This is a genomic window from Knoellia sinensis KCTC 19936, assembly GCF_000768705.1.
GTDB lineage: Bacteria > Actinomycetota > Actinomycetes > Actinomycetales > Dermatophilaceae > Knoellia > Knoellia sinensis.
In genome coordinates this window covers 61,287-87,029 of record NZ_AVPJ01000005.1, presented here as the reverse complement: position 1 = coordinate 87,029, position 25,743 = coordinate 61,287, and the positions used below count along the sequence as shown (strand labels likewise).

Below are 25,743 nucleotides of genomic sequence, written 5' to 3'. Positions count from 1 at the left end.
TCAGAGGTGGGGGTCGGGCTGGGCTCCGTCGTGCTGGACGGCTGCAGCGCCAGCGGCCAGGGCTCGGTCGAGTGCGGTCGCGCGGTCCGCTCCGTCGGCCAACGCCGCGGCCAGTGCCCCACAGAACGCGTCGCCCGCTCCGGTCGTGTCCCGCACGCGGGTCGGGTGCACCCGGTGGGCCGGCACTGACTCCCCGTCCCACGAGGCACCGTTGGCGCCGAAGGTCACGAGCAGCGAGCCCGGCACCGCGCCGGACTCCGCGAGCGCCGCCATCTCGTGCTCGTTGGCGACCACCGGGTCAGCGAGCGCGACGACGTCAGGCGGGAGGGCGGCATACGGGGCAGTGTTGATGACGACCCGAGCGCCACGGTGAGCCGCTCGCCGGGCGGCACCACAGACGATGGGGAGCGGCACCTCGAGCTGCATGAGGAGCACGTCGCCGGGGGCGAGGTCGTCGACAGCAGCAACCTCGGCGTCGCCAAGGAGTCCGTTGGCGCCGGGGATGACGATGATCGAGTTCTCGCCACGCTCGTCGACGGCGATCAGGGCGTGGCCGCTCGCCTGCCCCTCGACCGTGCGGATGCCTGACACGTCGATTCCCTTGCGGGACAGGCGTTCCACGTATGCCGTCCCGCCCGCGTCGTTGCCGACGCACCCGACCATGTGGACCTGTGCGCCCGCTGCCGCGGCTGCCACGGCCTGGTTGGCTCCCTTGCCTCCGGCGAGCTGCTCGAGCCCCTCGCCGAGGAGGGTCTCGCCAGGCTGCGGGTGGCGCTCGACGCGGGTGACGAGGTCGACGTTGAGCGACCCGAGCACCATGACGCGCCCCATCAACGACCGACCTGGCGGATGGTGTCGAGCCAGAGCTTCGCCACGCGCGGCCCGTCGATCTCGAGGGCGACGTCGACGTGGGCGTGCGCGAGTCCGTGCGGGTCGTGCTCCATGTCGCCGGACCAGTCACGCGTGTCGACGATCGTGCGGCCGCGCGTCCACGTGCCGGAGAGCTCGACGCGCACCGGGAGTCGCTCGCTCCGGACCGCCTCGGGGTCGACGAGCATCGCGACCGCCCCCGCATCGCCGATCGTCGCGCGGTCGCTGTCGAAGCGGTGGCTCATGAACCGCATGAGTCCCGCGCCGAGGGCACCGGGCCCACGCTCGTCGAGGGCGGCGAGCTCGTCGGCGTCGGCCAGCGTGACCTGCGGACCATAGAAGACGTCGAGGCCATACATCGTCACCGGGACGTCGTGGTCGACGCTCGCATCGAGCACCACCGCGGTCGCCTCCGGGTCGTGGAAGACGTTGAACTCGGCGGCCGCCGTCGCGTTGCTCACCATGGCGCCGCCACCCATGAAGACGATGCGGCCGATGCGCGCGAAGGACTCGGGATACATGCGCGCAAGCAGGGCGATGTTCGTCATCGGTGCGAGGGGAACGAGGGTGATCGGCGTGCCCTCGGCGTGCGCGGCGTCGATGGTCTCCCGGAGGAGGTCGATCGCGTGGCGCGGATCGACGGCGTGCTTCGGCCCGGGCCACCCGAGGTCGGCCATCCCGTCGTCGCCGTGGACGTGGCGGGCGTCGACCGGGCGTTCGAGCAGGGGGTGGGAGGCTCCGGCGCCCACCGGGACGTGCGCGTGGTCGCACGCCTCGAGGACGGTGAGCGTGTTGCGGACGACGTCGGGAAGAGGCGCGTTGCCGCCCGCGCACGTGACAGCACGGAGGTCCAGGTCAGGGTGCAGCGCAGCGAGCATGAGGGCGCACGCGTCGTCCACTCCGGTGTCGACGTCGAGGATCACGGGGGTAGGCATGGTCCGAGGGTATGCGGTGCGTCGACTACCGTCTGGGGGTGACTTCCCGCTCCACAGCCCTTGCCCGTCCCCGCTTCGCCTCCGCCGTGGCGCTCGCCCTCGTCGGCGCCCTCGCCGCCGGTTGTGGAGGGTCCTCGCCCGAGGACGGCGCGTCCAGCGCTCCGACCGGAAGTGGGCCCGGCTCCGGCACGTCCTCGTCGCCGACAGGGGGCGCGAGCGGCTCGACCGCCCCCAGCTCGTCGGGCTCGGCCACGGGACCCGTCACCGCAGGGTCCTGTGCTCGACAGAAGGCCGCCGCTCTGACCGAGGAGCAGGCGCTCGGCCAGCTCCTCATGGTTGCCTTCGACACCGCCGCCTCCCGCACGGCCCTCGACTCGCTCATCGAGGAGCAGCACGTCGGCAACGTCATCTACCTCGGCGGATGGGATGGCGCCGAGCGCGTCAAGGCGACCAGCGCGCACCTTCAGGAGCAGGCCACGGAAGACGCCACGGCCGGCATCCCCCTGTTGCTGGCGGCGGACCAAGAGGGTGGCGAGGTGCGTCAGTTGCGCGGAGAGGGCTTCTCGAAGCCTCCGACGGCCAAGGTCCAGGCACAGATGTCGTCCAGCGAGCTCACGGCGGCCGCCAAGGGCTGGGCGGGGGAGCTCAAGGCCGTCGGGATCAACGTCAACCTCGCACCCGTGACCGACACGGTTCCTGCGGAGATCGGCAAGGCCAACGAGCCGATCGGCAAGTGGGGTCGTCAGTACGGCTCCGACCCCGCCACGGTGACCAAGGCGTCGACGGCGTTCCTCAAGGGCATGATCGATGGCGGCGTCATGGGAACGGTCAAGCACTTCCCGGGCCTGGGTCGCATCAAGAGCAACACCGACTTCAACGCCACCGGCATCACCGACACCGTGGCCACCCCGAAGGACCCCTACCTCGCCCCGTTCACGGCCGGCGTCAAGGCCGGCGCAGGACTCGTCATGGTCGGCTCGGCGAAGTACCCGGGCCTCGACAAGACCAACACGCACGCGATGTTCAGCAAGCCGATCATCAACGGCCTGCTGCGTGGGCAGCTGGGCTACGACGGCGTCGTCATCACCGATGACATGAACGCCAAGGCCGTCCGGTCGATCCCCGCGGACGAGCGGGCCGTGAGCTACATCGAGGCCGGGGGCGACATCCTGCTCACCGGTGACCCGGAGTCGGTGCCGACGATGATCGAGGCGATCGCCGAGAAGGCACGCGCAGACGAGGACTTCGCCAACCTCGTCGAGACCTCGGTCCTGCGCGTCGTCGCCCTCAAGGAGCGGATGGGCCTCATCAGCTGCGGCTGAGCTGCAGCCACAGCGTGCAGGTCCGCCGCCGGACTATCAGCTCGTGCGGAAACCAGCCTCCTGCCGGCGGACGATCAGCCGTCGCGGACCTGTGCCCCCACCGGCGTGCCGCGGGTAGGCGATGCCGGGCTGATCGTCCGCCGGCAGGGCGATCCCGTCCGGGCCGACCCTCAGGCCTGGATCTGGGTGACCGGCATGGAGGAGTCTGCGGGCAGGTCGAGGCGCGAGGCGTCGCGGCCCTTGAGCACCATCTGCGCACCGAGCGCAGCCACCATCGCCCCGTTGTCGGTGCACAGCCCCGGCCGAGGAACCCGAAGCTCGATCCCCGCGTCATCGCACCGTGACTGAGCCATCGCCCGCAGCCGCGAGTTCGCGGCAACCCCACCACCGATCTGGAGGTGCTGGGCACCCTGCTCCTTGCAGGCGAGCACAGCCTTGCGGGTGAGCACATCGACGACGGCTTCCTGGAAGGACGCGGCGACGTCGGCCACGGGCACAGGCTCCCCCGCTGCCTCGCGCGCCTGAACCCAGCGCGACACTGCCGTCTTGAGCCCCGAGAACGAGAAGTCGAAGCGGTGGCGCTCCATGTCGCGACCCGTCGTGAGCCCGCGCGGGAAGTCGATGGTGACCTCCCCCTCTCGTGCGGCCCGGTCGATGTAGGGCCCACCGGGGAACGGCAGGCCAAGGACCCGCGCCACCTTGTCGAACGCCTCCCCCGCGGCATCGTCGATCGTCGAACCCAGGCTGCGGATGTCCGACGTCACGTCGGGGACGAGGAGCAGCGATGAGTGACCACCGGAGACGAGCAGTGCCATGGTCGGCTCGGGCAGTGGGCCGTGCTCGACGATATCCACGGCCACGTGCGACGCGAGGTGGTTGACGCCATAGAGCGGGACCCCGAGCGACAGGGCCAAAGCCTTGGCCGACGCGACGCCGACCATGAGAGAGCCGGCCAGACCCGGCCCGGACGTCACCGAGATCGCGTCGAGGTCACGCAGCTCGACACCGGCCTGCTGGCAGGCCCGCTCGATCGTCGGAACCATCTCCTCGAGGTGGGCGCGGCTCGCCACCTCCGGCACGACGCCACCGAAGCGCGCGTGATCATCGACGCTGCTCGCAACGGCATCGACCAGCAGGGTCTCGCCGCGCACGATGCCGACACCGGTCTCGTCGCAGGACGTCTCGATGCCGAGAACGAGTGGCTGCTCCGCGCTCATGCCTGAGTTCCCCTCTCTCCCAACAGCTTTCGCATCACCAAGGCATCGACGTTGCCCGGCTGGTAGTAGCCCCGGCGAACCCTCAGCACCTCGTAGCCGCGTCGGTCATAGAGCGCCTTGGCCGGTGCGTTGTCCGCACGGACCTCGAGCATCATGGCCTCGGCGCCGTCGGACTCGGCACGCGACTCCAGCTCATCGAGCAGCCCATCGCCGAGCCCACTCCCCCGGTGCCCGGGCACGACCGTGATGGTCATGAGGTCAGCGACCTGGCCGCCGCGGTCGATTCCTCCGTATGCCGCCAACTCGCCTTCGCGTTCCACCACCAGGTAGTCGCGGCGCGGCCGACCGGCCAACTCGCTCCACCAGGACGCCTCGGACCACGCGTCGTCGGGGAATGCCTCTCCCTCGAGCCGCGCCAACTCCGGGATGTCGGTCCAGGCCAGTTCTCGGGTGGCGGTCATTTCGCTGCCCGTTCGGCGGTCGTCAGAGCGTCGGGGCGGCGCAGGTAGAGCGGCTCCACCGGCATCGGCTCCCCCGCCTTCGACCGCGTCACCGCCAGCCGAGCCAGTACCGCCGCGTCGACGTCGAGCACGGGAACACTCGTCGGGAACAGGTCCGGATAGAGCACCGGTCCGCGCCCGACAGTGGGCAGTGACCGCACCTCCTCGGGCAGGTCTCCGGGACGGTCCACGGCAGGTTCGGTGAGCCGTTCCACGGAACCGGACCGGACGGCATACCGGCTCCAGTAGACCTCCTTGCGTCGAGCGTCGGTCGCGACGACGAACTCACCATCCACGATGGGCGCGGCCTGCTCGGCAAGGACGTCGAGACTGCAGATCCCGTATGCCGGGATGCCGAGCGTGTGGGCCATCGTCAGTCCCGTGACGATCCCGACCCGCAAACCCGTGAACGGACCAGGTCCGTTGCCGACCGCCACCGCGGTGAGATCGGCAGGGACTCGGCTGGATTCATCCAGGCAGGCAGCGATGAGGGGCGCGACCCATTCGGTGTGTGCGCGCGCGTCGAGGTGCGACTTCGCTGCGATCACGTCCGAGTCGTCATGCAGGGCGACCGTGATCGCAGTGGTCGAGGTGTCGATCGCGAGGATCACCACGGAACACCAGCCTTCCACCGGTCGCCATGCCCGGTGACGAGGACGCGGCGCGATTCGGTCTGTGGGTCAGCCTCGAGGATGATCTCGAGGCGATCATCGGAGAGGTCCTCGGCGAGGCCGTGCCCCCATTCGACCACGGTGACGCTCGCCTCCAGGTCTGCGTCGAGGTCGAGGTCGTCGAGTTCGGCGAACCCGCCCAGTCGATAGGCGTCGACGTGCACGAGCGGCGGACCGTCCACGAGAGTGGGGTGCACGCGGGCGATGACGAACGTGGGCGAGGTGATCGGCCCGCGCACGCCCAGGCCTTCGGCCAGGCCCTGGGTGAACGTCGTCTTGCCAGCTCCGAGTCCGCCGGTGAGGATCACGAGGTCGCCCGCGCGCAGATTGCCCGCCAGTCGCTCACCGAAGGCACGGGTGTCCTCTGCCGTCGGCAGCACGACGGGCTGGGTCACGATGCTCCGCGGTCTCTGGCCGCGCCCGGCTTGGCCACCTTGGCACGAGCCGCCTTCGACGCCTGCCTCCGGGCCTGGGTCACCGACTCGGCACGACGAGCCCTGCGCACGCGACGCCTCCGGCCGATGTCGGTGATGAACCGGCGGACCCGAGGTTTGGCGGCTACCGGGATTCCGAGCTCCAGGTCGACCGTGGCGCGATCGATGAGTTCGAGAATCTGGGAACTCACGAGTTCGGGGTGCTCGAGCATGATGAGGTGCCCGGCGTCGCGGACGACGACGTGCTCCGAACCGGGTAGTCGGTCAACGATCGCAGCACTGTGCTTCGGAGGCGTGAGGAGGTCGCCCTCACCGTTGACGACGAGCACCTCCTTGTCGACGAGCGCGGTCAGGGACTCGTATTCGTCCAGCCCCTGGATCGCCGGGATGAACGCCGCCATGACCTCGAACGGAGTCGCGAGGATGAGGTCGGACGTGAACCGGACGAGCTTCTCGCTCACCGGTGAGTCGAACGAGAACTTGTCGACGATCGAATCCTCGATCGTCTTGCCGGCGCGGCGGACGGGGGCGAGCCAGCGCTGGTGCGGCGCCAACCGCGAGAGCAGCCGCGGCCCCGCCTGCCCGATCGCACGCCCGACGAGCGGCCCGAAGCCGAGATCGGTGAGGCCCTCACCATTGGCGGAGGTCGCGACAAAGGCCACCGCGAGGACGCGCTCGCGCACGAGCTCAGCGTGGTGGCGCACGAGGGACATCGTCGTCATGCCACCCATGGAGTGACCGACGAGGACGAGAGGGCCCTCGGGGCACGCCGTGTCGATGACGACCCGCAGGTCGTGGCCGAGCTGCTCGATGGTGCAGTTCTCGATCTCCGACCGGTCCGAGCGACCATGGCTGCGCTGGTCCCAGACCACGACCCGGTAGCCGGCCTCGAGCAGGGCCCGGCGCTGGAAGATCCAGCTCGGGATGGCGAGGCAGAAGCCGTGCGAGAGCACCACGGTGAGCTGACCCGGCGCCCAGCCGTCGGGGGTGTCGATCTCGGCGTGGAGCTTCACTCCGTCGGTGGCCACGGCGACGAGTTCGACGTCAGGGGTATGCGTGAAGTCGACGTCGGGGTCGACCGCGTCGAGGATGCGACGATCTGCCGCGGCGCGGTCTGCGGCCACGCCGGCGGCAGCCGCACCGGCTGCCGCAGCCGCTGCAGCCCCGATCCCGATGGCCTTCCCGACGCGCGCCATCAGGCTCCTCCTCCGACGAGGATCCGCGGCAACCTGCCGCTGATCCGCGTCACGATCTCATAGTTGATGGTCCCGATGGCGGCCGCCCAGTCCTGTGCTGTCGGCTCGCCGTCGGCCCCACGGCCGAGGATCACGACCTCGTCACCGGCAGCACCGGCATAGGTGGGACCGAGGTCGAGGACGAACTGGTCCATGCAGACCCGCCCAGCGATCGTGAACCGCTGTCCGTCGACCTGGACCGGGCCCAGCGACCCGGCGTGGCGTGGGATCCCGTCTGCGTAGCCCACCGGCACGAGCCCGAGGGTCGTGTCCTGCGTCGTCGTGTAGGTGTGGCCGTAGCTCACGCCCTGCCCCGCGAGTGCATGCTTCACCAGGGCAAGCCGCGCGGTGACTCGCATGGCCTCTCGCAGCCCGAAGTCCTCGGGCGCCCCGAGATCGGGCACGGGCGACAGTCCGTAGACGGCGAGGCCCGGCCGCACGATGTCGAAGTGTGCATCGGGGTTGGTGAGCGTCGCCGCCGAGTTCGCGAGGTGCCTGAACTGCGGTCGTATGCCGGCTCGCTCGAGTTCCGCGGCGGCCTCCACGAAGAGTTCGCGTTGGGCCAGGACGGTCGGGTGTTGGGGCGCGTCGGCGAGGGCGAAGTGCGACCAGACACCGATGACCTCGACGGCACCCTCGGCGGCAACCGGGCCGACCGCGGCGATGAGGTCGGTCCAGCCCTGCCCCAAGGCGCCGTTGCGGGCGAGACCGGTGTCGACCTTGAGGTGGATGCGCGCGGCGCGGCCACGCTCGCGGGCTGCAGCGGCGACGGCGTCGAGCGCCCATGGCGCAGCGACCGAGATGTCGAGGTCGGCGTCGATCGCGGCACCGAAGTCGGCGCCCGGCGCGTAGAGCCAGGTCAGTGCCCGAGTCGTGACACCAGCGGCTCGTAGTTCGAGGGCCTCGGTGAGCTGGGCGACGGCAAGCCACGAGGCACCGCCCGCGACAGCAGCGCGGGCGCTGTGGACGAGCCCGTGGCCGTAGGCGTCTGCCTTGACGACTGCCATGACCTCGGCGCCGGGCGAGCGCCGGGCAAGCTCGCGCACGTTGTCGGAGATCGCGTCGAGGTCGATCGTCACCCACGCTGAGACGCCCTCGGGCGGCACAGCGTGGGCAGGGGCGGCTGGCGTGGTCATGAGACCGACAAGTCTAGGTCGGCTTTCCTTGCGTCAGCGTCAAGGGTCGCTCTAGGAGCCGTTGCCGCTGACGTTGCGGAATCAGCGGCGGGTGAGGAGGTGCGCCACTGCTTCCGGTATGCCGTGTGCAACCTTGAGTGCCCGCACCGGGCCTCCCGCGCTGGCTCGGTCCGCAGACACCCCGTGCACCAGGGCCCCGAGAGCCCCTGCCTCGGCCGGGTCGAGCCCCGCCGCGAGGAGCGTGCCGATGAGCCCGGCGAGGACGTCGCCCGCGCCAGCGGTGGCGAGCCACGGCGGCGCGTCGGCCTGGGAGAACACCGGCTCAGCCGGGTCGGCAGGCACGACGAGGGTGGTCGAGCCCTTGAGGAGCACGGTGGCCCCAGTGCGTTCGGCGAGCGCGCGGGCGTGGCGGAGTGGCTCTGCCTCGACCGCGCTGCGCTCGACAGTCACGGTCTTGCGGGAGCGACGGCTGGGGCCGAGTCGGGTGAGCAGCCTCGCGAGCTCGCCAGCGTGGGGTGTGAGCAGGGTGGCCCGACCCGCCCGCGTCTCGATGACGTCGTCGTCGATCAGGTCCAGCCCGGTGGCGTCGACGAGCACCGGCTCTGAGCCTGCGAGCGCGGCCCGGGCCACCTCGAGCTGGGTTGCCGCCTCACGACGGGTGCTCGTGATGTCGAGCCCCGGACCGACGACCCATGCCTGAACCCGGCCGTCGCCATGGACTGCTTCGGGGACGGCGGCACGGACGAGCCCGTCGGGCGTCGGCGTGCCGACGTAGCGGACCATGCCCGCGCCGGCCTCGACGGCAGCAGTCACGGCGAGCACCGCTGCGCCCGAATAGTTCTCACTGCCGGCGACGATCCCCACGACGCCGCGGGAGTACTTGTCGTCGTCGGGTCCGGGCACCGGCCAGAGGTTGGCGACGTCGTCGAAGGTCAGTCGCACGACAGCCGGGTCGGTGTCGAACATCAGGCCGATGTCGACCACGGTGAGCGTGCCGCACGCCTGCTCGGTCGGTGGGAGCAGGTGCACAGGCTTGGCCACTGAGAACGTCACCGTCTCGTCGGCAAGGACGCCGTCGGGGTCGAACCCGCTCCCGTCCGCAGCTTGGCCCGACGGCAGGTCCACGGCGATGACATGCGCGTCGTCGGGAATCGCCGCGACCCATCCAGCCGCCGCCTCGGGCAGTCCCGGACGCCCTCCCAACCCGACGATCCCGTCGACCACGATGTCGGCCTCGGCGATGTGCTCGAGCGCCTCGGCACCGGACACGAGCACGACACCCGCGCCCCTGGCTGCCTCGAGAGCCCCCTCGTGGACCCGCTCGAGATCCAGCGCAGCCGCACAGCTGACACCGGTCTCGGCAAGGTGCGCCACGGCATACAGGGCGTCTGCGCCGTTGTTGCCCGGCCCGACGAGCGCGACGACCGTCTCGGCACCGAGCTGCGAGACCCGAGCGGCGACGACCTCGGCAAGCCCTTCGACGGCTCGCGCCATGAGTTCACCGGAGGCGAGCTCGTCCTCGAGCGCCGACTCCGCGGCATACACGTCCTCTGGCGACCAGGCCTCGATCACGGGGAACCTCTCACGACTCGGCGATGACGACGGCGGAGGCGATCCCGGCGTCGTGGGACAGCGACACGTGCATGTGCTTCACGCCGAGCTCGTCGGCGCGGGCCTGCACCGTGCCCTGCATGACGATGTGCGGGCGCCCGTCCTCGCCGCGCACGACGGTGACGTCGGTCCACGCCAGACCGGCAGGTGCGCCCAGCGCCTTGGCGAGAGCCTCCTTCGCTGCGAACCGCGCCGCGAGAGAACGCATCGGCAACTGACGCTCGGCCTCGGTGAAGAGGCGCGTGCGCAGTCCCGGGGTGCGCTCCAGCGTCTCGGCGAAGCGCGGGATGTCGACGACGTCGATGCCGGTGCCGACGATCATCGCTGCGCCCCGCCCCTCACCGGCACGAGGTCACTCGACCGTGACGCTCTTGGCGAGGTTCCGCGGCTGGTCGACGTCGAGGCCCTTGGCCGTCGAGAGGTGCAGGGCGAAGACCTGGAGCGGCACGACCGTGAGGAGCGGCTGGAGCAGCGGCGAGGTCTGGGGCACACGGATGACCTCGTCGGCGAAGGGCACGACGTCCTCGTCACCCTCCTGCGCGATGACGATCGTGCGGGCGCCACGAGCGCGGATCTCTTGGATGTTGGAGACGACCTTCTTGTGCAGCTCGTGCGGCGTGTCCGGGCCGGGGACGACGATGAAGACCGGCTGGCCTGCGTCGATGAGCGCGATCGGGCCGTGCTTGAGCTCACCGGCGGCGAAGCCCTCTGCGTGGATGTAGGCGAGCTCCTTGAGCTTGAGCGCACCCTCCATGGCGATGGGGAAGCCGACGTTGCGGCCGAGGAAGAGGACCGAGCGGGTGTCCGCCATGAAGCGGGCGATCTCCTTGACCCGGTCCATCGTGCCGAGGAGCTCCTCGATCTTGGCGGGGACCTCGTGCAGCTCCTTCATGACCGCCTGGGCGTCGTCGGCGTAGGCGCCACCGCGCAGCTGGGCGAGGTAGAGGCCGAGGACGTAGCAGGCGGTGATCTGCGCGAGGAACGCCTTGGTCGAGGCGACGGCGATCTCAGGGCCGGCGTGCGTGTAGAGCACCGCGTCGGACTCGCGCGGGATCGTCGAGCCGTGCGTGTTGCACACGGAGATCGTCAGGGCGCCGAGCTCGCGGGCGTGCTTGACGGCCATGAGGGTGTCCATGGTCTCGCCGGACTGGCTGATGCTCACGACGAGGCTGCGCTCGTTGACGATCGGGTCCGAGTAGCGGAACTCGTGCGCGAGGGCGACCTCGACGGGGATCCGCGTCCAGTGCTCGATGGCGTACTTCGCGACCATGCCGGCGTAGGCCGCGGTGCCGCACGCGACAACGGTGATGCGGTCGACGTTCTTGAGCTGCTCCTCGCTGATGCGGAGCTCGTCGAGGACGAGGCGGCCGGTCTCGTCGGTGCGACCCAGGAGGGTGTCCTGAACCGCGTGGGGCTGGTCGAAGATCTCCTTCTCCATGAAGGTCGGGTAGCCGCCCTTCTCGGCGGCCGCGGCGTCCCAGGTGACCTCGTAGGCCTTGCCCTCCGCGGGTGAGCCGTCGAAGTTGATGACCTCGTGCCCCTCGGGCGTGATCGTGACGATCTGGTCCTGGCCGAGCTCGAGGGCGTTGCGGGTGTAGCCGATGAAGGCGGCGACGTCGGAGCCGAGGAAGTTCTCGCCCTCACCGAGGCCGACGACGAGCGGGCTGTTGCGGCGGGCACCGACGACGACGCCGGGCTGGTCGGCGTGCACGGCAAGGAGGGTGAACGCACCCTCGAGACGGTTGACGACCTGCTGCATCGCCGTGGTGATGTCGCCGGTCTCGTCGAACGCGCGCCCGACGAGCTTGGCCGCAACCTCGGTGTCGGTCTCGCTGCGGAAGGTCACGCCCTCGGCGAGGAGCTCCTTCTTGAGCGAGTGGAAGTTCTCGATGATGCCGTTGTGGATCAGGGCGAGCTTGTCGTCGTCGCCACCGTGGTGCGGGTGGGCGTTGCCGTCGGTGGGTCCACCGTGCGTGGCCCAGCGGGTGTGGCCGATCGCCGTGCGCGAGCCGCTCAGCGGGTGCGCCTCGAGGGCACCGCGGAGGTTCTCGAGCTTGCCGGCGCGCTTCTCGGACTCGACGCCGCCGTCGGTGACGAGCGCGATGCCGGCCGAGTCGTAGCCGCGGTACTCCAGACGGGCGAGGCCCTCCATGACGACGTCCTCAGCACGCTCGTCCATGGCCTTGCCGACATATCCCACGATTCCACACATGGCGGCAAGCGTAATGCCCCGCCTGCCCATCCCCGAACCGTGGGAACCGCGCCCTCGCACGAGGCGCTTTGCCACGGCCGTGGCGCAAGTGCGCCACAATGGCGCGTGTGTCTGCCACACCCGCTGTGCCCCCTCTCGGGCCCGAGCCGACAGTGCCGCCGGCGGTGCCGCTGTCGCCCTATCTCGACTTCTCCCGCGCCGACTGGGCCGCACGGCGGGAGGATCAGCCCCTGAGCCTCACCCCGGGCGACATCGCCCGGGTGCGCGGCCTGGGTGACCGGGTGGACCTGCGCGAGGTCGAGGAGGTCTATCTCCCCCTGTCGCGACTGCTCGCCTTCTATGTCAACGCCACGGCCGGGCTGCACCGCGTCACCACCGACTTCCTCGGGGAGCGGCCGGCCAAGGTGCCGTTCGTCATCGGGATCGCCGGATCGGTGGCCGTCGGCAAGTCGACGACGGCACGCGTCCTGCGCGAACTGCTCCGTCGCTGGCCGCAGACGCCCCGTGTCGACCTCATCACGACCGACGGGTTCCTCCGGCCGAACGCTGACCTTGAGGCGCGGGGACTGTTGCAGCGCAAGGGTTTTCCCGAGTCCTACGACCGTCGGGCCCTGTTGCGCTTCGTCGCGGACGTGAAATCCGGTATGCCGTCCGTGTCGGCTCCCGTGTATTCGCACCTCACCTACGACATCGTCCCGGGCGCCGAGATCGTCATCGACCAACCCGACGTCCTCATCGTCGAGGGCCTCAACGTGCTCCAGCCGGCGGTGGTCCGCTCGGACCAGCGGACGCGTCAGGTGCTGTCGGACTACTTCGACTTCTCGGTCTACGTCGACGCCCCGGTGGATCAGCTGCGCACGTGGTACATCGAGCGGTTCCTCGACCTCCGGGAGACGGCGTTCGCTGACCCCGAGTCGTACTTCCACCGTTATGCGGCGCTCACCGACGCCGAGGCCGAGGAGACCGCGGCGGGCATCTGGGAGCGGATCAACGAGCCGAACCTCATCAAGAACGTCATGCCCACCAAGGACCGCGCGACCCTGGTCCTGACCAAGGGCGAGGACCACGCGGTGACGAACATCCGACTCCGCCGCCTCTGAGGCGCTCCCGCGCTCAGCTGGGACTCAGTACCAGTGGGGGTAGCGGTTGTTCCAGAACTCCCAGGCGTTGCAGGGGTTGCCGTAGGACACGTCGATGTACCAGAGGCCCCACTTGATCTGGGTGATCGGGTTCGTGCGGTAGTCCGCGCCGAACTTCGCCATCTTGCTGGCCGGGAGGCTCTGGGGGAGGCCGTAGGCGCCCGATGACGGATTCTCGGCCGTGTAGCGCCACGAGCTCTCGCCCTCCCAGAGGAGGTTGAGGCAGCGCCACTGCGAGTCGCCCCAGCCGTACTCGTCGAGGGCCATGGCACGGGCTGCCGCCCGCGGGTCCTTCTTCGCGTTGGCGATCGCCGAGTCGCGGGCCTTGTCGCGCGCGGCCTTCTGGGCTGCGGCTGCGCGTGCCTTGGCGGCTGCGTCGGCCTTGGCCTTGGCCACCTTCGCATCTGCTTCAGCCTTGGCCTTGGCCTCCGCCTCGGCCTTCGCGCCGAGCGCTGCGCGCTGGGCATTGGCCCCCGAACGGTCGCGAGAGATCCGCGAGTTGTCGTCGGCACTCTCGCGGGCCGTCAGCGCCGCGACCGCAGAAGCGGCGGAGTTCAGGGCGAAGGGCTCCGAGTCGGCCACGGCGTCGTTGGCGCTGACGCCCACCGCTCCGGTCCCGACGAGCGCCAGGGCCAGTCCGGCCGTGACCGTGGGACGGCGCACGACACCCAGAGCCTGCGTCAGGGGTGCTTCGGATGGACGCGCGTGGCGCCCGCGGTGACGACCGCGGTACCTGCTGCTGCTCATACGAAGGGTTCCTCTCCAGGACGCACAACAGCCCGGCTGTGGGCAGCCGGGCTGCGTTACCAAATCGAGACCCAACGTACGCGAAGACTCCCGAATGGCCAAAAGGGGCGCTCCATTGTGCTCACACGACCCTCGACCACCACCCCCCAGGCCACGTGACCCGGGTCACACCCGTCACCTTTCCCTCCGGACTGAACTCCGACCTACCGGGCCGGAAGTGCTGCGATCACAGCCCTTCCTGCCCGGTAGGGCGGGTTGAAGGTCGGTGGGGAATGCCGGTATGCCGTCCGCCCGAGTTGGGCGGACGGCATACCGGATCGTGGTGGGTCACCGAAGGGTCAGGCGAGCCCGTCCTCGGACTCGAGCAGGTCGGTCACGAGGGCCGCGATGGGGCTGCGCTCCGAACGGGTCAGCGTGACGTGCGCGAAGAGCGGGTGGCCCTTGAGCTTCTCGATGACCGCTGCAACACCGTCATGGCGACCGACTCGCAGATTGTCGCGCTGCGCGACGTCGTGAGTCATGACGACCTTGGAGTTCTGGCCGATGCGCGAGAGCACCGTGAGCAGGACGTTGCGCTCGAGCGACTGGGCCTCGTCGACGATGACGAACGCATCGTGCAGTGAGCGCCCGCGGATGTGCGTCAGGGGCAGGACCTCGAGCATCCCGCGGTCGAGGACCTCCTCGACCACCTCACGCGACACGAGCGCCGAGAGGGTGTCGAAGACCGCTTGGCCCCACGGGTTCATCTTCTCCTGCTCGGACCCGGGCAGGTAGCCGAGCTCCTGACCACCGACGGCATACAGGGGGCGGAAGACGACGACCTTGCGCTGCTGGCGCCGCTCCATCACGGCCTCGAGCCCGGCGCAGAGGGCGAGCGCCGACTTGCCGGTGCCGGCACGGCCGCCGAGGCTCACGATGCCGATGTCGGGGTCGAGGAGGATGTCGAGCGCGATCCGCTGCTCGGCGCTGCGTCCGTGGAGCCCGAAGGCGTCGCGGTCGCCCTTGACCAGGCGGACCTGCTTGTCCGCGCCGACCCGGCCGAGGCCACTGCCGCGAGGTGAGAGGAGCTTCAGGCCCGTGTGGCACGGCAGTTCTGCGGCACCAAGGTGCTCGAGGCGGCCGTACTCGTAGAGGTGATCCATCTCCTCGACGGTGACCTCAACCTCGTCCATGCCGGTCCAGCCGGAGTCGACGGCGAGTTCGGCGCGGTATTCCTGGGCCTCCATGCCGCACGCCGAGGCCTTGACCCGCATCGGCAGGTCCTTGCTCACGATCGTGACGGCGCGCCCCTCGTTGGAGAGGTTCTTGGCGACCGACAGGATCCGAGTGTCGTTGTCCCCGAGCCGGAAGCCGGCAGGGAGCGACGAGGGGTCCGTGTGGTTGAGCTCGACCCGCAACGTGCCCCCCGCGTCCCCCACCGGGACGGGCGCATCGAGCCGGCCGGCCTTGATCCGCAGGTCATCGAGCAGCCGGAGCGCGGTGCGCGCGAAGTAGCCGAGTTCGGGGTGGTGCCGTTTGCCTTCGAGTTCGGTGACGACGACGACGGGGAGGACGACCTCGTGCTCCTTGAAGCGCAGGATCGCCCGCGGGTCGGAGAGGAGAACCGAGGTGTCGAGGACGTAGGTCCGAGAGCTCCCGCTGGTCGCAGGCGCGGCCGTGGACGTGTCGGGCACGGCCTCGGTCGCCCCCTTCACCCCCTGGCCCCCGGTCGCGCGCTTGCGCTGCCCGGTCTTCCCGGTGGAGGTCTTCGGTGAGGTGGAGGTCGAACTCGAGGTCGTGGCCACGGCGGGGCTCCTAGGCGCGCACCATCAGAGGTGCGCTGACTCGAAGGTGTGGATCCCGGGCGGCCCCCCACGAGCAGGGAGCCGGGTCCGGTCCCTCCTCCGGAGCGTGGTGTGCTCCATGCGATGGGCCTCCCGAACGCACCGGGGTGGTGCGTCACCGCTGACGCTACGACTGGCTCGTGCTTGCGTGTCACGCAAGCACGGGGGTGTGTCGAGGTGTTCACACGACCGTCACCCGAATGTGCGGGACTGGCGTGGCGGGTGAGGCTGATGTGATGGGTGTGACTTGCGCCGAGCTCAGGAGCCGAAGCGGCGGTGCCGCTCCCCGAAGGCGCGCAGGGCCCGCAGGAAGTCGACCTTGCGGAAGTCGGGCCAGTAGGCCTCGCAGAAGTAGAACTCCGAATGCGCGCTCTGCCACAGGAGGAACCCGCCCAATCGCTGCTCCCCCGACGTCCGGATCACGAGGTCGGGGTCCGGCTGGCCCTTCGTGTAGAGGTGCTCCGCGATGTGCTCGACGTCGAGGAGCTCGGCGAGCTCCTCGATCGACGTCCCGAGGTCGGCATGCTCGAGCAGCAGTGATTTCACCGCGTCCGCGATCTCACGGCGCCCGCCGTAGCCGACCGCCACGTTGACGAGCATCCCGTCGACGTCGGCGGTGCGCGCCGCGGCAGCTTCGAGACGCCCGCGAGTCGCCGCGGGGAGGAGGGTCAGCGCCCCGACGATGTGGATGCGCCAGCGCCCAGTGTCGGCCAGCGCGTCCACCGCCCGCTCGATGATTCCGAGCAGGGGACGCAGCTCCGACTCCGCACGGGTCAGGTTGTCGGTCGAGAGCAGCCACAGGGTGACGACCTCGACGCCGACCTCCTCGCACCAGCTCAGCAGGTTGGCGATGTTGTCGGCGCCCGCCTGGTGCCCCTCACTCGTCCCCGCCCCCCTCGCCTTGGCCCACCGGCGGTTGCCGTCGAGCATGACCCCGACGTGGCGCGGGATGCTTTCCGGCCCAAGGTGTTTCGCGAGACGACGCTCGTATGCCGTGTAGAGGACATCGCTGAGCGCCATGCGGTCACCGTACCGCTGGCTCCACGACCACTCGACAGGAGACGGATCCCACGCCACGTTCGTGGTGTGGAACCTACGTGGACGTAGGTATCGTTGTGGGGACCATGAGTGACACACGCGACCGCCGCGAGCCTCGCGAGCCCCGCACGATCGACACCCTCGAAGAGCGTGTCGATGCCGTGCTGGACGCGGTCAAGCCCAAGTTGCGTGGCTGGCTGCACCTGGCCATGGCCCCCATCGCCTTCATCGGTGGGCTGGTCCTCGTCGTTCTGGGCGATACCGTCCAGGCGCGCGCGGCCGCAGCGGTGTTCACGCTGACAGCGGTGCTCCTCTTCGCGATGTCGGCGGTCTACCACCGAGGCGACTGGTCACCACGATGGGGCGCTGCCCTGCGTCGCATCGACCACTCCAACATCTTCCTCATCATCGCCGGCAGCTACACGCCGTTCGCGTTGCTGCTGCCTCGCGACCAGAGCCGGACCCTGCTCGCCATCATCTGGACCGGCGCCATCCTCGGCGTGCTCTTCCGGCTGGTGTGGATCCACGCGCCCCGCTGGCTCTATGTCCCGGTCTACGTCGCGCTCGGCTCGGTCGCCATCTTCTTCCTCGGCCCCCTGCTCACGCACGCAGGGCCGACGATCGTCGGGCTGGTCATCGCAGGCGGGGTGCTCTACGTCGCCGGAGCTGTCGTCTACGGGATCAAGCGGCCCAACCCGTCACCGCGGTGGTTCGGGTTCCACGAGATCTTCCACACCCTGACGATCCTGGCGTTCGTGACGCACTACGTGGCGGCGTCGATCGCGCTCTACGACAAGGTCTGACGCCAGGTTCGGGAGGCCATTTTCGGCGTCCCGCTCGGACGCCGGACGAGTGCGGTGAGCGGGTGAGTCAGTCGCCTCCGCCGCCACCATCCGAGCCGCCACCCTCCGAGCCACCACTGTCCGAATCCCCGCCGTCGGCACCGCGGTCCCGGCTGCCACGGGCGGACGTCGCGTCGGTGGCGTCGCCGCCGGCCCCCGCCGTGCCATCGGACTTGGCGGCGTTGGCGCGGTAGGACATCCGGCGCAGACGCGCGTTCATGTTGCGCATGAGCAGCCACAGGGCGATGGCGAGGAACAGGAACGCGGCAAAGGCCCACACACCCGGAGCAGCCTGCTGGCTGGGGGTGAGATCGCGCGTGGGACTCGGTGTCGGGGTTGGCGACTGCGACAGGAGCGGCAGAGCCATCTGGGTCAGGGCGGTGATCATGCGGTCCGTTCCTTGCGTCCGTCGTGGGCGATCGTGAGGGTGGTCGAGGTGGCGAGCGCATCCGCATCGGCAACATCCGTGGGCAGGCCGGCGAACAGGTCGTCCTCACCGTCGACGATGGGGACGTAGGACAGGGCCGCCTCGTAGTCCTCCCACGGCCAGACCTTGGCCTGCTCCTCGCGGGAGACCTTGAAGAAGTTCCCGTCCGGGTCGATCTGCGTGGCGTGCGCCAGCAGCGCCGCGTCGCGGCGCTCGAACCAGGCGTCGCACTTCACGCGCGTGGTGACCACACGCTCACGTTCCGGAGGCCAGTTCTCGAGCCACGCGGCATACGGGCTCTCCTCACCGAGCGCGGTGAGGGCCTCGTGGAAGGCGACGACGCGTCCACGGCTGAATGTCTGGTTGTAGTAGATCTTCAGCGGCTGCCACGGCTCACCTGCCTGCGGGTATGCCGTCGGGTCGCCTGCCGCTTCGAAGGCCGCCATCGACACGTTGTGGCACATGATGTGGTCCGGGTGGGGGTAGCCACCGTTCTCGTCATAGGTCGTCATGACGTGCGGGCGGAAGCGCCGGATCTCGCGGACGAGCGCCTCGGTCGGCACGTCGAGTGGTTCGAGCGCGAAGCAGCCGTCCGGCAGGGGCGGCAGGGGGTCGCCCTCGGGCAGGCCCGAGTCGACGAAGCCGAGCCAGGTGTGGTCGACGCCGAGAATCTCCTGCGCCCGCTTCATCTCGTCGCGGCGGACCTGCGCGAGGTCGCGCAGAATGTGCGGGTCGTCCGCGAGCCGGGGGTTGAGCACGTCGCCCCGCTCCCCGCCCGTGCACGAGACGACGAGGACGTCGTGGCCCTCGTCGACGTACTTCGCCATGACCGCTGCGCCCTTGCTCGACTCGTCGTCGGGGTGCGCATGGACGCACATGAGACGGAGGCGTTCTGCCACGAGAGGTCCTTCGGGGATCGGTGGTGGTCGGGTGGTCTCAGTCGCCGATTGGGCACAGGCGACAATGGACGCGAACCATCTTGTCACCCCTCGGCTGCGCTGTGACCCGCACCTCGCGCGACCGTCCCCAATGCTCCAGGAGCGTCATGCCACTGCCCCGCCCTGCCCCCGGAACGACCCGCTGGTGGGTCATCGGTGGGATCGGCATCAGTGCCATGGTGGTGTTCATCGTCTGGTTCGCCCTCGCGTCGGCGAATGCTGTGACAGCGGACGTCGTCACCTATGACGTGAAGTCCGACTCCGAGATGGAGCTCACCTATGACGTCCACCGGCCCGACGGGGCCGCGGTCCAGTGCACGATCGAGGCGCAGGACGTGCGGCACGGTCGGGTGGGCGCGGTGACCGACGACGTCCCGGCCGGCGCGAAATCCGTGCACCGCGCAGTGACGGTGCGCACCAGCGCCCGCGCCGTGACAGGCGTGGTCGCTTCCTGCGTCCGACGCTCCTGAACACCCCTCCCACCTGCTCGGATGGTGGGACACGGACCCGGGGTCCCTCCGTGCCAACGTGCTTTTGAGCAGTCCCGTTGTTATCCTTGTTCTTTGCAGCACCGGGTCTGGGGCCCGCCGAACCAATCGTGGTTCAGGCCCCGGGCCCTTTCACGTAGGACCATCACACCCTGGCCCGGCGACGGACGTCGTCTGGGCCACGGGCACCCAAGGAGTGACATTCAGTGAGCGAGACCGTCGTCAAGACGAGCTACCTGACCCAGGAGGCGTTCAACCGCCTCAAGGGTGAGCTCGAGGAGTTGTCGGGCCCGGGTCGTGCCGACATCGTCGCCAAGATCGAGGCGGCCCGCGAAGAGGGCGACCTCAAGGAGAACGGCGGCTACCACGCGGCTCGCGAGGAGCAGGGCAAGATGGAGGCCCGCATCCGCCAGCTGACGCAGCTGCTCGAAAACGCCATCATCGGCGAGACCCCCGCGGACGACGGCATCGTCGAGCCCGGCATGGTCGTGACCGCCGAGATCTTCGGCGACGAGGAGACCTTCCTCCTCGGGTCGCGTGAGATCGCCGACGGCACCCTGCAGGTCTACAGCGAGCAGTCCCCGATCGGCGCCGCGGTCAACGGCAAGAAGGCCGGCGACACGGTGAGCTACGAAGCCCCCAACGGCAAGCAGGTCGAGGTCAAGATCCTCTCCGCGAAGCCCTACTCCGGCTGATCCGCCGACCTGTCCGAAGAGGGCGCCAACCCATTGGGGCTGGCGCCCTCTTCGTCGTGTTGGGATGGATGTCCTGACGGCTGGGCAGTCGAGCGCGCGCTCGCTCTCTGGGGCGGAGCCTGGGCCTCCCGTCTGGCACCTGACCTCAACCCCGTCGGACGACTTTGTGCCCGATTGGGACACGTCGCCGGAGGCCTTCGGCCGACTGAACGTGTCCCAATCGGGCACAAAGTCGATGGGTGCGGCAGCGCGCGCGCACCCCTGGAGTCGCGATCAGTCGGGGTCGATGACCTTGTAGCCCTTGTTGCGCATCGCGTTGAGGACGCGTTCGATGTGCTCGGGCCCACGAGTCTCCAGGCGCAGCGCGATCTCCACCTCGTCCACGGTGATCTGGTGGCCGGTGCGGATGTGTTCGATCTCGAGGATGTTCGCGTCTGCCGCAGCACAGTCGGCCAGGATCGCAGCGAGCGAACCCGGTGTGTCCGGCACCCGCACCGAGAACTGCAGGTAGCGCCCAGCGGCAACCATGCCGTGGCGGATGATCCGCATCATGAGGAGCGGGTCGATGTTGCCACCCGAGAGGACGCAGACGACCGGCCCCTCGATCTCTGACGTTTCGGCATTCTCGAGCAGCCAGCCCGCGGCTGACGCCCCCGCCGGCTCGACGACGAGCTTGGCGCGCTCGAGGAGGAAGAGGAGGGCACGCGAGATGCCCTCCTCGCTCACCGTCTCGACCGAGTCGACGAGGTCGCGCACGAGCGGGAAGGTCACGTCACCCGGCAGCCCGACCGCGATGCCATCGGCCATCGTGGACATCTTCGTGGCGGCCACGGGGTGGCCGGCCGCGAGCGACCCGGGATAGGCGGCGGCCTGTTCGGCCTGCACGCCGATGATGCGGACGTCGGGCTTGAGCTCCCGCATCGCCACCGCGATACCGGCGAGGATGCCGCCACCGCCCAGGCCCACCACGATCGTCTTGACGTCGGGACACTGCTCGAGGATCTCGAGCCCACAGGTGCCCTGTCCGGCGACGATGTCGTTGTGGTCGAACGGGTGGATCAGGACCGCACCGGTCTCCTCCGCCCAGGCCCGCGCGTGGACGAGGCTCTCGTCGAGGGTCTCCCCGACTTGTTCGATCGTCGCACCGTAGGCCTTGGTCGCCTGAACCTTGGGCATGGGGGCTCGCACCGGCATGTAGACCTTGACTGCGATGCCGAGCATCTGGCCGGCGAGGGCGACCCCCTGGGCGTGGTTTCCGGCACTCGCGGCCACCACACCCTTGGCCTTCTCAGCGTCACTGAGGTGGAACATGCGGTTGTAGGCGCCACGGATCTTGAACGACCCGGCCCGCTGGAGGTTCTCGCACTTGAGGAAGACGTCGGCGCCGATGCGCTGCGACAGACCTCGGTTGAACTCCATGGGTGTGGGAGCGATGACGGTGGAGAGCAGGTCAGCGGCGGCACGGATCTCGGCCACCGTCACCGACGACGATGTGGGTGTCATGAGCGTGAGGGTATCCACTCGCGTCAGCCGCTACACGCCGGACCTCGCTCCCCTCACTCACCCGCCAGCTGATTGCCCGGCGCTGCACGTCGGCCCCTGCAGCCGTGGGCAATAAGTGGAATTCGGGCCGAGTCGCAATAGTCGAGAGTAGGCAGAGTCCCGCATCTGGACTTCCGATGCGGGACTTTGCCTACTCTCGACTGCTTTGGTGCGCCTGAGGTATGACCTTTCCTTGGCCCGGAGAGGTGTCAGTCGGTGGTGCGCTTGTTGAACGCGCGCAGGGCCAGCGGAGCAATGATGGCGGTGATCGCCACTGCCCAGATGATCGTCGCCAGTTCCGGGTTGTGCAGTGGCCAGGGTGCGTCGGGACGCACCTGCGATCCGGGCACCCCCCAGTTGTCACGCAGCGCCTGGGTGAGGGAGCTGATCGGGTTCCACTCCGCGATGGTCCTCAGCCAGCCGGGCATGCCTTCGGGGCGGGCGAACACGTTGGACACGAAGGTGATGGGGAACATCGTGGAGAACATCAGCCCGTTGACGGCTTCGACAGACCGCATGGCCGAGCCGACGAGGATGCCCACCCAGATCATCGCGAAGCCGAAGAGGAGCAGGAGCCCGTAGCCGATCAGGCCCCCGACGACCCCATCGAGGATCCGCCACCCGATGAAGAGGCCCGTGACGGACATGACGGCGACGCCGATGCTCGAGTGCATGAGGGCAGCGATGCTGCGCGACCAGAGGATCGAGGAACGTTGGATCGGCAGGGAGCGCAGCCGGTCGATCATGCCCTTGCCGATGTCGGTGTTGAGGCCGACCGCGACGATGAACGAACTGAAGGCGATGGTCTGCGCCATGACCCCCGGCAGCAGCCACGCCTTGTAGTCGCCACCGGGAATGGTGATCGAGCCGCCGAAGACATAGGAGAAGAGCAGGACGAACATGATCGGCTGGATCGTGACGTCCGTGAGCATCTCGGGCTGGCGCTTGATGTGGGTGAGGTTGCGCCGCACCAAGGTCATGATCTGGCGCAGCCGACTCGCACCCACTGGCTTCGGGTCGGTTCGGTCGATGGCGATGGCATCCGTGGCGGCACTCATGCGGGGTTCCTGCGAAGTATCTGGAGGAGCGGAGCGGGGCGGGTCCCACGCTCTGCGTGGGCAGAACTTCGTGGGGTGCTCATGCCGACACCTCTTCCTGGTTGCTGGACTCTTCGGCCTTGTGGCCGGTCAGGGTGAGGAAGACGTCGTCGAGGCTCGGGCGCTGCATGCCGAGATCATCGATCTCGATGCCCGCGTCGTCGAGCTGCGCGGCCACCAGGCTCAGCGCCGCCACGTCGCCGCCCGGGGCTGTCAGCTTGCGCGCGTCGACGTCGACATGAACCTCACCCTCGACGGCACCACGCAGAAGCTCGGCCGCCTGCTGCACCCGGTCGTGCCTCGAGACGGTGACGACGAGGCTCGCTGCGCCCGACTGGTTCTTGAGTTCGAGTGGCGTGCCCTGGGCGATGATCCGACCGTGGTCGATGACGACGATGTCATCGGCAAGTTGATCGGCCTCATCGAGGTACTGCGTGGTGAGCAGCAGGGTGGTGCCGTCGCGCACGAGATCGCGCAGGACGTCCCACAGCTCGACGCGACTGCGCGGGTCGAGGCCCGTCGTCGGCTCGTCGAGGAACAGCACGGGTGGGTGCGCGATGAGGCTCACGGCGAGGTCGATGCGACGCCGCATGCCACCCGAGTACTCCTTGACGACCTTGTTGCCGGCCTCGGTGAGCGAGAACTGCTCGAGCAGCTCCTCACTCCTCGAGCGCACGAACTTCCGGTCCAGTCCGTAGAGGTCACCGATGAGGCGGAGGTTCTCCCGCCCCGTGAGCAACTCGTCGACTGTGGCGCTCTGCGCGGTCAAACCCATCGCTGCGCGCACGGCCGCCGGTTCGGCGACGACGTCGTGCCCAGCCACCCGCGCGGAGCCACTCGTCGGCGTGGCCAGCGTGGTCATCATCCGCACGATCGTGGTCTTGCCTGCGCCGTTGGGGCCGAGCAGGCCGAACACCGACCCCTTGGGCACCTCGAAGCTGACGTCGTCGACGGCCGTGAAGTCGCCGAACTTCTTGACGAGGCTCTCGGCCTCGATCACGATGTCGCGCATCACGGTGCTCCCACCAGGCAGAACGGGTGGCCGGCCGGGTCGAGATAGACCTTGAACGTCCCGCTGTCGCTCGGCTGTTCGGCGGCCACCGAGGCTCCCGCAGCGAGCACAGCGGGCTCGGCCTCGGAGATCACCGGCACGGCCAGGTCCAGGTGGAACTGCTGCGGGTGTGCGCCGCCGGGCCACGTGGGCGCCACCCAGTCATCGATGCGCTGGAACGCGAGGGTCGTGCGTCCGTCGAGACGGTCGGGCGCGATCCCGCCACCCGGCGGCTCGAGCGTGGCCCAATCCTTGTCGGACTCAGCCTCCAACTCCCACCCGAGCACCTCGCCATAGAACCGGGCGAGTTCCAGCGCGTCGGGGCAGTCGAGGACCACGAGGTCGAGAAGGGGTCGGACATGAGGTCGAGGGGCGTCTGCACTCATGGTCACGAGCCTAGGTCCGTCCCCTGACAGCCGCCCAACCGTTTTTTCGGACCACTACCCCCGAGCGACGGTCTCGGCAAGCGCCCGTGCTGCCGCCGGATGCGTGTCGGCGAGGAGCCCACAGGCAAAGAGCACGTATGCCGTGTCGACGCCTCGCGTCGCATCCGCCGGAACCGTCCACCCGCCGGCGTGGTCGGTCCCGACCGCGCCCAACGCCGACTCCGCGAGTCCGTCCGGTCCGTGACGGAATACCCCTCCCGAGCCGAGCACCAGGCCCACGTCCGCCAACGGCCGCGGCCGGTCCCCCACCACGCGGGGTCGTCCGTGGCGACGGGCCGCCACGACCGCAGCGACCCGAGCCAACTCCCCCTCTGCGTCCCACTCCCCCGGCGATGAGGCCCGGTGAGCGGTCTCGGAGGCGACGTGACCGGCATACGCGGCAGTGTCTGGTGACAGCGGAAGGTGCTCGCGCTCGGCTGCTTCAAGGATGCCGAGGGCGTTCCACCGCATGCCGAGGTCGGCCTCGACAGTGCGTTCGTGCCACAGGGTTCCGGCGACGTCGCGTTCGATCTCGGCGTCCTCACCCTGGGGCCGGATCACCGAATAGACGTCAGTCGTCGCGCCGCCGACATCGATGACCATGACGTCCTCGCCGCGCACGTCCGCCAGTAGCTCGACACCTCGCAACACCGCGTCCGGAGTTGCCGCGCGCACCAACTCGGCAAAGCCGCGCCCACGCGACAGCCCCTTGCCGCCGATGACGTGCTCGAGGAACACCTCGCGGATCGCGGCCCGCGCAGCCTCGGGTGCGATGACGCCGATGCGTGGAAGAACGTTGCTCGTGACGACATGCCGACGGTCGGTGCGCGACAGCTCCGCCGACACCTCGTCGGCTGCATCTGCATTGCCAGCCACGACGATGGGCGCCTTGAGCCGCGCATTGGCGAGGCGAGTGGCGTTGTGCCGCAACACATCCGCGTTGCCACCGTCAGTGCCACCCACCAAGAGCACGAGGTCGGGCGAGGCGGCGCGAAGCTCCCGCACACCCTCCCCCGACAACGGCCCCGCCGACACGTGCACCACTCGCCCGCCCGCCGACAGCGCCACTCGGTGGCCGGCCTCGGCCGTGACCTCACGCTCGTATCCCACGACGGCGATCCGCAACCCGCCGCCCGCAGAACTGCACACGAGCGTCTCGGTGACGGGTCCGTGGGAGGCGAGCTCACGGCATACGGAATCGACTCCGTCCATGACATCGGTGGCGACGGTCGTCGGCGACGATGCGGCACCCACGAGCGCGCCAGTTGTCACGTCGACGAGGACGGCCTTGGTGAAGGTCGAGCCGACGTCGACGCAGAGGACGAGCCCTGCATCATGAGAAGGCACA

The 25,743-nt window shown here is 69.4% G+C and carries 26 protein-coding genes; 5 read left to right on the top strand and 21 right to left on the bottom strand.

Features of this window, described 5'->3' with window-relative positions:
• Positions 1 to 831, bottom strand: coding sequence for a PfkB family carbohydrate kinase (locus N802_RS08425; RefSeq protein ID WP_035914688.1), 831 nt, complete (start codon positions 829 to 831; stop codon positions 1 to 3).
• A complete protein-coding gene (locus tag N802_RS08420; RefSeq protein ID WP_035914686.1) occupies positions 831 to 1,805 on the bottom strand; it encodes a nucleoside hydrolase in 975 nt (324 codons plus the stop codon). The genes N802_RS08425 and N802_RS08420 overlap by 1 nt, the downstream gene beginning before the upstream one ends.
• A gap of 38 nt (positions 1,806 to 1,843) precedes the next feature.
• On the opposite strand from N802_RS08420, the gene N802_RS08415 reads away from it, so the two are divergent.
• Entirely contained in the window at positions 1,844 to 3,127 is a 1,284-nt protein-coding gene (locus N802_RS08415) for a glycoside hydrolase family 3 N-terminal domain-containing protein (protein ID WP_245613876.1), read from the top strand.
• A 170-nt stretch (positions 3,128 to 3,297) separates the two neighbouring features.
• On the opposite strand, the gene tsaD is transcribed toward N802_RS08415, so the two are convergent.
• From tsaD to glmS, 9 genes are all read right to left on the bottom strand, one after another.
• On the bottom strand, positions 3,298 to 4,344 hold the full coding sequence (tsaD, locus tag N802_RS08410; protein WP_035914684.1) for a tRNA (adenosine(37)-N6)-threonylcarbamoyltransferase complex transferase subunit TsaD: 1,047 nt from the start codon (positions 4,342 to 4,344) through the stop codon (positions 3,298 to 3,300).
• Positions 4,341 to 4,805, bottom strand: coding sequence for a ribosomal protein S18-alanine N-acetyltransferase (gene rimI, locus N802_RS08405; RefSeq protein ID WP_035914681.1), 465 nt, complete (start codon positions 4,803 to 4,805; stop codon positions 4,341 to 4,343). The genes tsaD and rimI overlap by 4 nt, the downstream gene beginning before the upstream one ends.
• Positions 4,802 to 5,458, bottom strand: coding sequence for a tRNA (adenosine(37)-N6)-threonylcarbamoyltransferase complex dimerization subunit type 1 TsaB (tsaB, locus tag N802_RS08400; protein ID WP_035914678.1), 657 nt, complete (start codon positions 5,456 to 5,458; stop codon positions 4,802 to 4,804). The genes rimI and tsaB overlap by 4 nt, the downstream gene beginning before the upstream one ends.
• Positions 5,452 to 5,910, bottom strand: a complete 459-nt coding sequence (gene tsaE, locus N802_RS08395; RefSeq protein ID WP_035914677.1) for a tRNA (adenosine(37)-N6)-threonylcarbamoyltransferase complex ATPase subunit type 1 TsaE — start codon at positions 5,908 to 5,910, stop codon at positions 5,452 to 5,454. Before tsaE ends, tsaB begins: the two co-directional genes overlap by 7 nt.
• Positions 5,907 to 7,145, bottom strand: coding sequence for an alpha/beta fold hydrolase (locus N802_RS08390; RefSeq protein ID WP_052109641.1), 1,239 nt, complete (start codon positions 7,143 to 7,145; stop codon positions 5,907 to 5,909). Before N802_RS08390 ends, tsaE begins: the two co-directional genes overlap by 4 nt.
• Complete coding sequence (alr, locus tag N802_RS08385; RefSeq protein ID WP_035914676.1) at positions 7,145 to 8,320, bottom strand: alanine racemase; 1,176 nt, start codon at positions 8,318 to 8,320, stop codon at positions 7,145 to 7,147. Before alr ends, N802_RS08390 begins: the two co-directional genes overlap by 1 nt.
• 81 nt (positions 8,321 to 8,401) lie before the next feature.
• Positions 8,402 to 9,892 carry a bifunctional ADP-dependent NAD(P)H-hydrate dehydratase/NAD(P)H-hydrate epimerase gene (locus tag N802_RS08380; RefSeq protein WP_035914674.1) on the bottom strand — a complete coding sequence of 497 codons (1,491 nt, stop codon included), beginning with the start codon at positions 9,890 to 9,892 and terminating at the stop codon, positions 8,402 to 8,404.
• A gap of 10 nt (positions 9,893 to 9,902) precedes the next feature.
• A complete protein-coding gene (locus N802_RS08375) occupies positions 9,903 to 10,253 on the bottom strand; it encodes a holo-ACP synthase (RefSeq protein WP_035914672.1) in 351 nt (116 codons plus the stop codon).
• Between the two features lie 30 nt (positions 10,254 to 10,283).
• Positions 10,284 to 12,143: a glutamine--fructose-6-phosphate transaminase (isomerizing) gene (gene glmS, locus N802_RS08370; protein WP_035914670.1), complete on the bottom strand. Its 1,860-nt coding sequence runs from the start codon at positions 12,141 to 12,143 to the stop codon at positions 10,284 to 10,286.
• A 98-nt stretch (positions 12,144 to 12,241) separates the two neighbouring features.
• On the opposite strand from glmS, the gene coaA reads away from it, so the two are divergent.
• Positions 12,242 to 13,243, top strand: coding sequence for a type I pantothenate kinase (coaA, locus tag N802_RS08365; protein WP_084072028.1), 1,002 nt, complete (start codon positions 12,242 to 12,244; stop codon positions 13,241 to 13,243).
• 24 nt (positions 13,244 to 13,267) lie between these two features.
• On the opposite strand, the gene N802_RS08360 is transcribed toward coaA, so the two are convergent.
• The 3 genes from N802_RS08360 to N802_RS08350 form a co-directional block, all read right to left on the bottom strand.
• A complete protein-coding gene (locus N802_RS08360) occupies positions 13,268 to 14,029 on the bottom strand; it encodes an aggregation-promoting factor C-terminal-like domain-containing protein (RefSeq protein ID WP_245613874.1) in 762 nt (253 codons plus the stop codon).
• A gap of 338 nt (positions 14,030 to 14,367) precedes the next feature.
• Positions 14,368 to 15,702, bottom strand: a complete 1,335-nt coding sequence (phoH2, locus tag N802_RS08355) for an RNA 5'-3' helicase PhoH2 (protein ID WP_052109699.1) — start codon at positions 15,700 to 15,702, stop codon at positions 14,368 to 14,370.
• Positions 15,703 to 16,110: 408 nt separating this feature from the next.
• A complete protein-coding gene (locus N802_RS08350) occupies positions 16,111 to 16,872 on the bottom strand; it encodes an isoprenyl transferase (RefSeq protein WP_035915052.1) in 762 nt (253 codons plus the stop codon).
• Positions 16,873 to 16,976: 104 nt separating this feature from the next.
• Here N802_RS08350 and trhA point away from each other — a divergent pair, with 104 nt between their 5' ends.
• Positions 16,977 to 17,693: a PAQR family membrane homeostasis protein TrhA gene (trhA, locus tag N802_RS08345; RefSeq protein ID WP_052109640.1), complete on the top strand. Its 717-nt coding sequence runs from the start codon at positions 16,977 to 16,979 to the stop codon at positions 17,691 to 17,693.
• Positions 17,694 to 17,760: 67 nt separating this feature from the next.
• Here the strand turns inward: trhA and N802_RS08340 are convergent, their stop codons facing one another.
• Positions 17,761 to 18,120 (bottom strand): hypothetical protein, encoded by a 360-nt coding sequence (locus tag N802_RS08340; RefSeq protein ID WP_035914668.1) that lies wholly within the window; start codon positions 18,118 to 18,120, stop codon positions 17,761 to 17,763.
• A complete protein-coding gene (gene mca, locus N802_RS08335; protein WP_035914666.1) occupies positions 18,117 to 19,058 on the bottom strand; it encodes a mycothiol conjugate amidase Mca in 942 nt (313 codons plus the stop codon). The genes N802_RS08340 and mca overlap by 4 nt, the downstream gene beginning before the upstream one ends.
• A gap of 146 nt (positions 19,059 to 19,204) precedes the next feature.
• Here mca and N802_RS08330 point away from each other — a divergent pair, with 146 nt between their 5' ends.
• Both N802_RS08330 and greA read left to right on the top strand, forming a co-directional pair.
• Positions 19,205 to 19,567: a DUF4307 domain-containing protein gene (locus tag N802_RS08330; protein ID WP_035914664.1), complete on the top strand. Its 363-nt coding sequence runs from the start codon at positions 19,205 to 19,207 to the stop codon at positions 19,565 to 19,567.
• A gap of 224 nt (positions 19,568 to 19,791) precedes the next feature.
• Positions 19,792 to 20,280: a transcription elongation factor GreA gene (gene greA, locus N802_RS08325; RefSeq protein ID WP_035914662.1), complete on the top strand. Its 489-nt coding sequence runs from the start codon at positions 19,792 to 19,794 to the stop codon at positions 20,278 to 20,280.
• Between the two features lie 273 nt (positions 20,281 to 20,553).
• On the opposite strand, the gene ilvA is transcribed toward greA, so the two are convergent.
• From ilvA to N802_RS08300, 5 genes are all read right to left on the bottom strand, one after another.
• Positions 20,554 to 21,783, bottom strand: coding sequence for a threonine ammonia-lyase (gene ilvA / locus N802_RS08320; RefSeq protein WP_035914660.1), 1,230 nt, complete (start codon positions 21,781 to 21,783; stop codon positions 20,554 to 20,556).
• Between the two features lie 248 nt (positions 21,784 to 22,031).
• Complete coding sequence (locus N802_RS08315; RefSeq protein WP_035914658.1) at positions 22,032 to 22,880, bottom strand: ABC transporter permease; 849 nt, start codon at positions 22,878 to 22,880, stop codon at positions 22,032 to 22,034.
• A 79-nt stretch (positions 22,881 to 22,959) separates the two neighbouring features.
• Entirely contained in the window at positions 22,960 to 23,931 is a 972-nt protein-coding gene (locus tag N802_RS08310; protein WP_052109638.1) for an ATP-binding cassette domain-containing protein, read from the bottom strand.
• Positions 23,931 to 24,356, bottom strand: coding sequence for a VOC family protein (locus N802_RS08305; protein WP_035915045.1), 426 nt, complete (start codon positions 24,354 to 24,356; stop codon positions 23,931 to 23,933). Before N802_RS08305 ends, N802_RS08310 begins: the two co-directional genes overlap by 1 nt.
• Before the next feature lie 54 nt (positions 24,357 to 24,410).
• Positions 24,411 to 25,742: a glutamate mutase L gene (locus N802_RS08300; RefSeq protein WP_035914656.1), complete on the bottom strand. Its 1,332-nt coding sequence runs from the start codon at positions 25,740 to 25,742 to the stop codon at positions 24,411 to 24,413.
• Position 25,743: the final 1 nt, after the last annotated feature.

Coding starts and splice junctions, on each gene's coding strand:
- N802_RS08425 (WP_035914688.1), bottom strand. CDS start 831: ATGGGGCGCGTCATGGTGCTCGGGTCGCTCAACGTCGACCTCGTCACC.
- N802_RS08420 (WP_035914686.1), bottom strand. CDS start 1,805: ATGCCTACCCCCGTGATCCTCGACGTCGACACCGGAGTGGACGACGCG.
- tsaD (WP_035914684.1), bottom strand. CDS start 4,344: ATGAGCGCGGAGCAGCCACTCGTTCTCGGCATCGAGACGTCCTGCGAC.
- rimI (WP_035914681.1), bottom strand. CDS start 4,805: ATGACCGCCACCCGAGAACTGGCCTGGACCGACATCCCGGAGTTGGCG.
- N802_RS08390 (WP_052109641.1), bottom strand. CDS start 7,145: ATGGCGCGCGTCGGGAAGGCCATCGGGATCGGGGCTGCAGCGGCTGCG.
- alr (WP_035914676.1), bottom strand. CDS start 8,320: ATGACCACGCCAGCCGCCCCTGCCCACGCTGTGCCGCCCGAGGGCGTC.
- N802_RS08375 (WP_035914672.1), bottom strand. CDS start 10,253: ATGATCGTCGGCACCGGCATCGACGTCGTCGACATCCCGCGCTTCGCC.
- glmS (WP_035914670.1), bottom strand. CDS start 12,143: ATGTGTGGAATCGTGGGATATGTCGGCAAGGCCATGGACGAGCGTGCT.
- coaA (WP_084072028.1), top strand. CDS start 12,242: ATGGCGCGTGTGTCTGCCACACCCGCTGTGCCCCCTCTCGGGCCCGAG.
- N802_RS08360 (WP_245613874.1), bottom strand. CDS start 14,029: ATGAGCAGCAGCAGGTACCGCGGTCGTCACCGCGGGCGCCACGCGCGT.
- N802_RS08350 (WP_035915052.1), bottom strand. CDS start 16,872: ATGGCGCTCAGCGATGTCCTCTACACGGCATACGAGCGTCGTCTCGCG.
- trhA (WP_052109640.1), top strand. CDS start 16,977: ATGAGTGACACACGCGACCGCCGCGAGCCTCGCGAGCCCCGCACGATC.
- N802_RS08340 (WP_035914668.1), bottom strand. CDS start 18,120: ATGATCACCGCCCTGACCCAGATGGCTCTGCCGCTCCTGTCGCAGTCG.
- N802_RS08330 (WP_035914664.1), top strand. CDS start 19,205: ATGCCACTGCCCCGCCCTGCCCCCGGAACGACCCGCTGGTGGGTCATC.
- ilvA (WP_035914660.1), bottom strand. CDS start 21,783: ATGACACCCACATCGTCGTCGGTGACGGTGGCCGAGATCCGTGCCGCC.
- N802_RS08315 (WP_035914658.1), bottom strand. CDS start 22,880: ATGAGTGCCGCCACGGATGCCATCGCCATCGACCGAACCGACCCGAAG.
- N802_RS08310 (WP_052109638.1), bottom strand. CDS start 23,931: ATGCGCGACATCGTGATCGAGGCCGAGAGCCTCGTCAAGAAGTTCGGC.
- N802_RS08305 (WP_035915045.1), bottom strand. CDS start 24,356: ATGAGTGCAGACGCCCCTCGACCTCATGTCCGACCCCTTCTCGACCTC.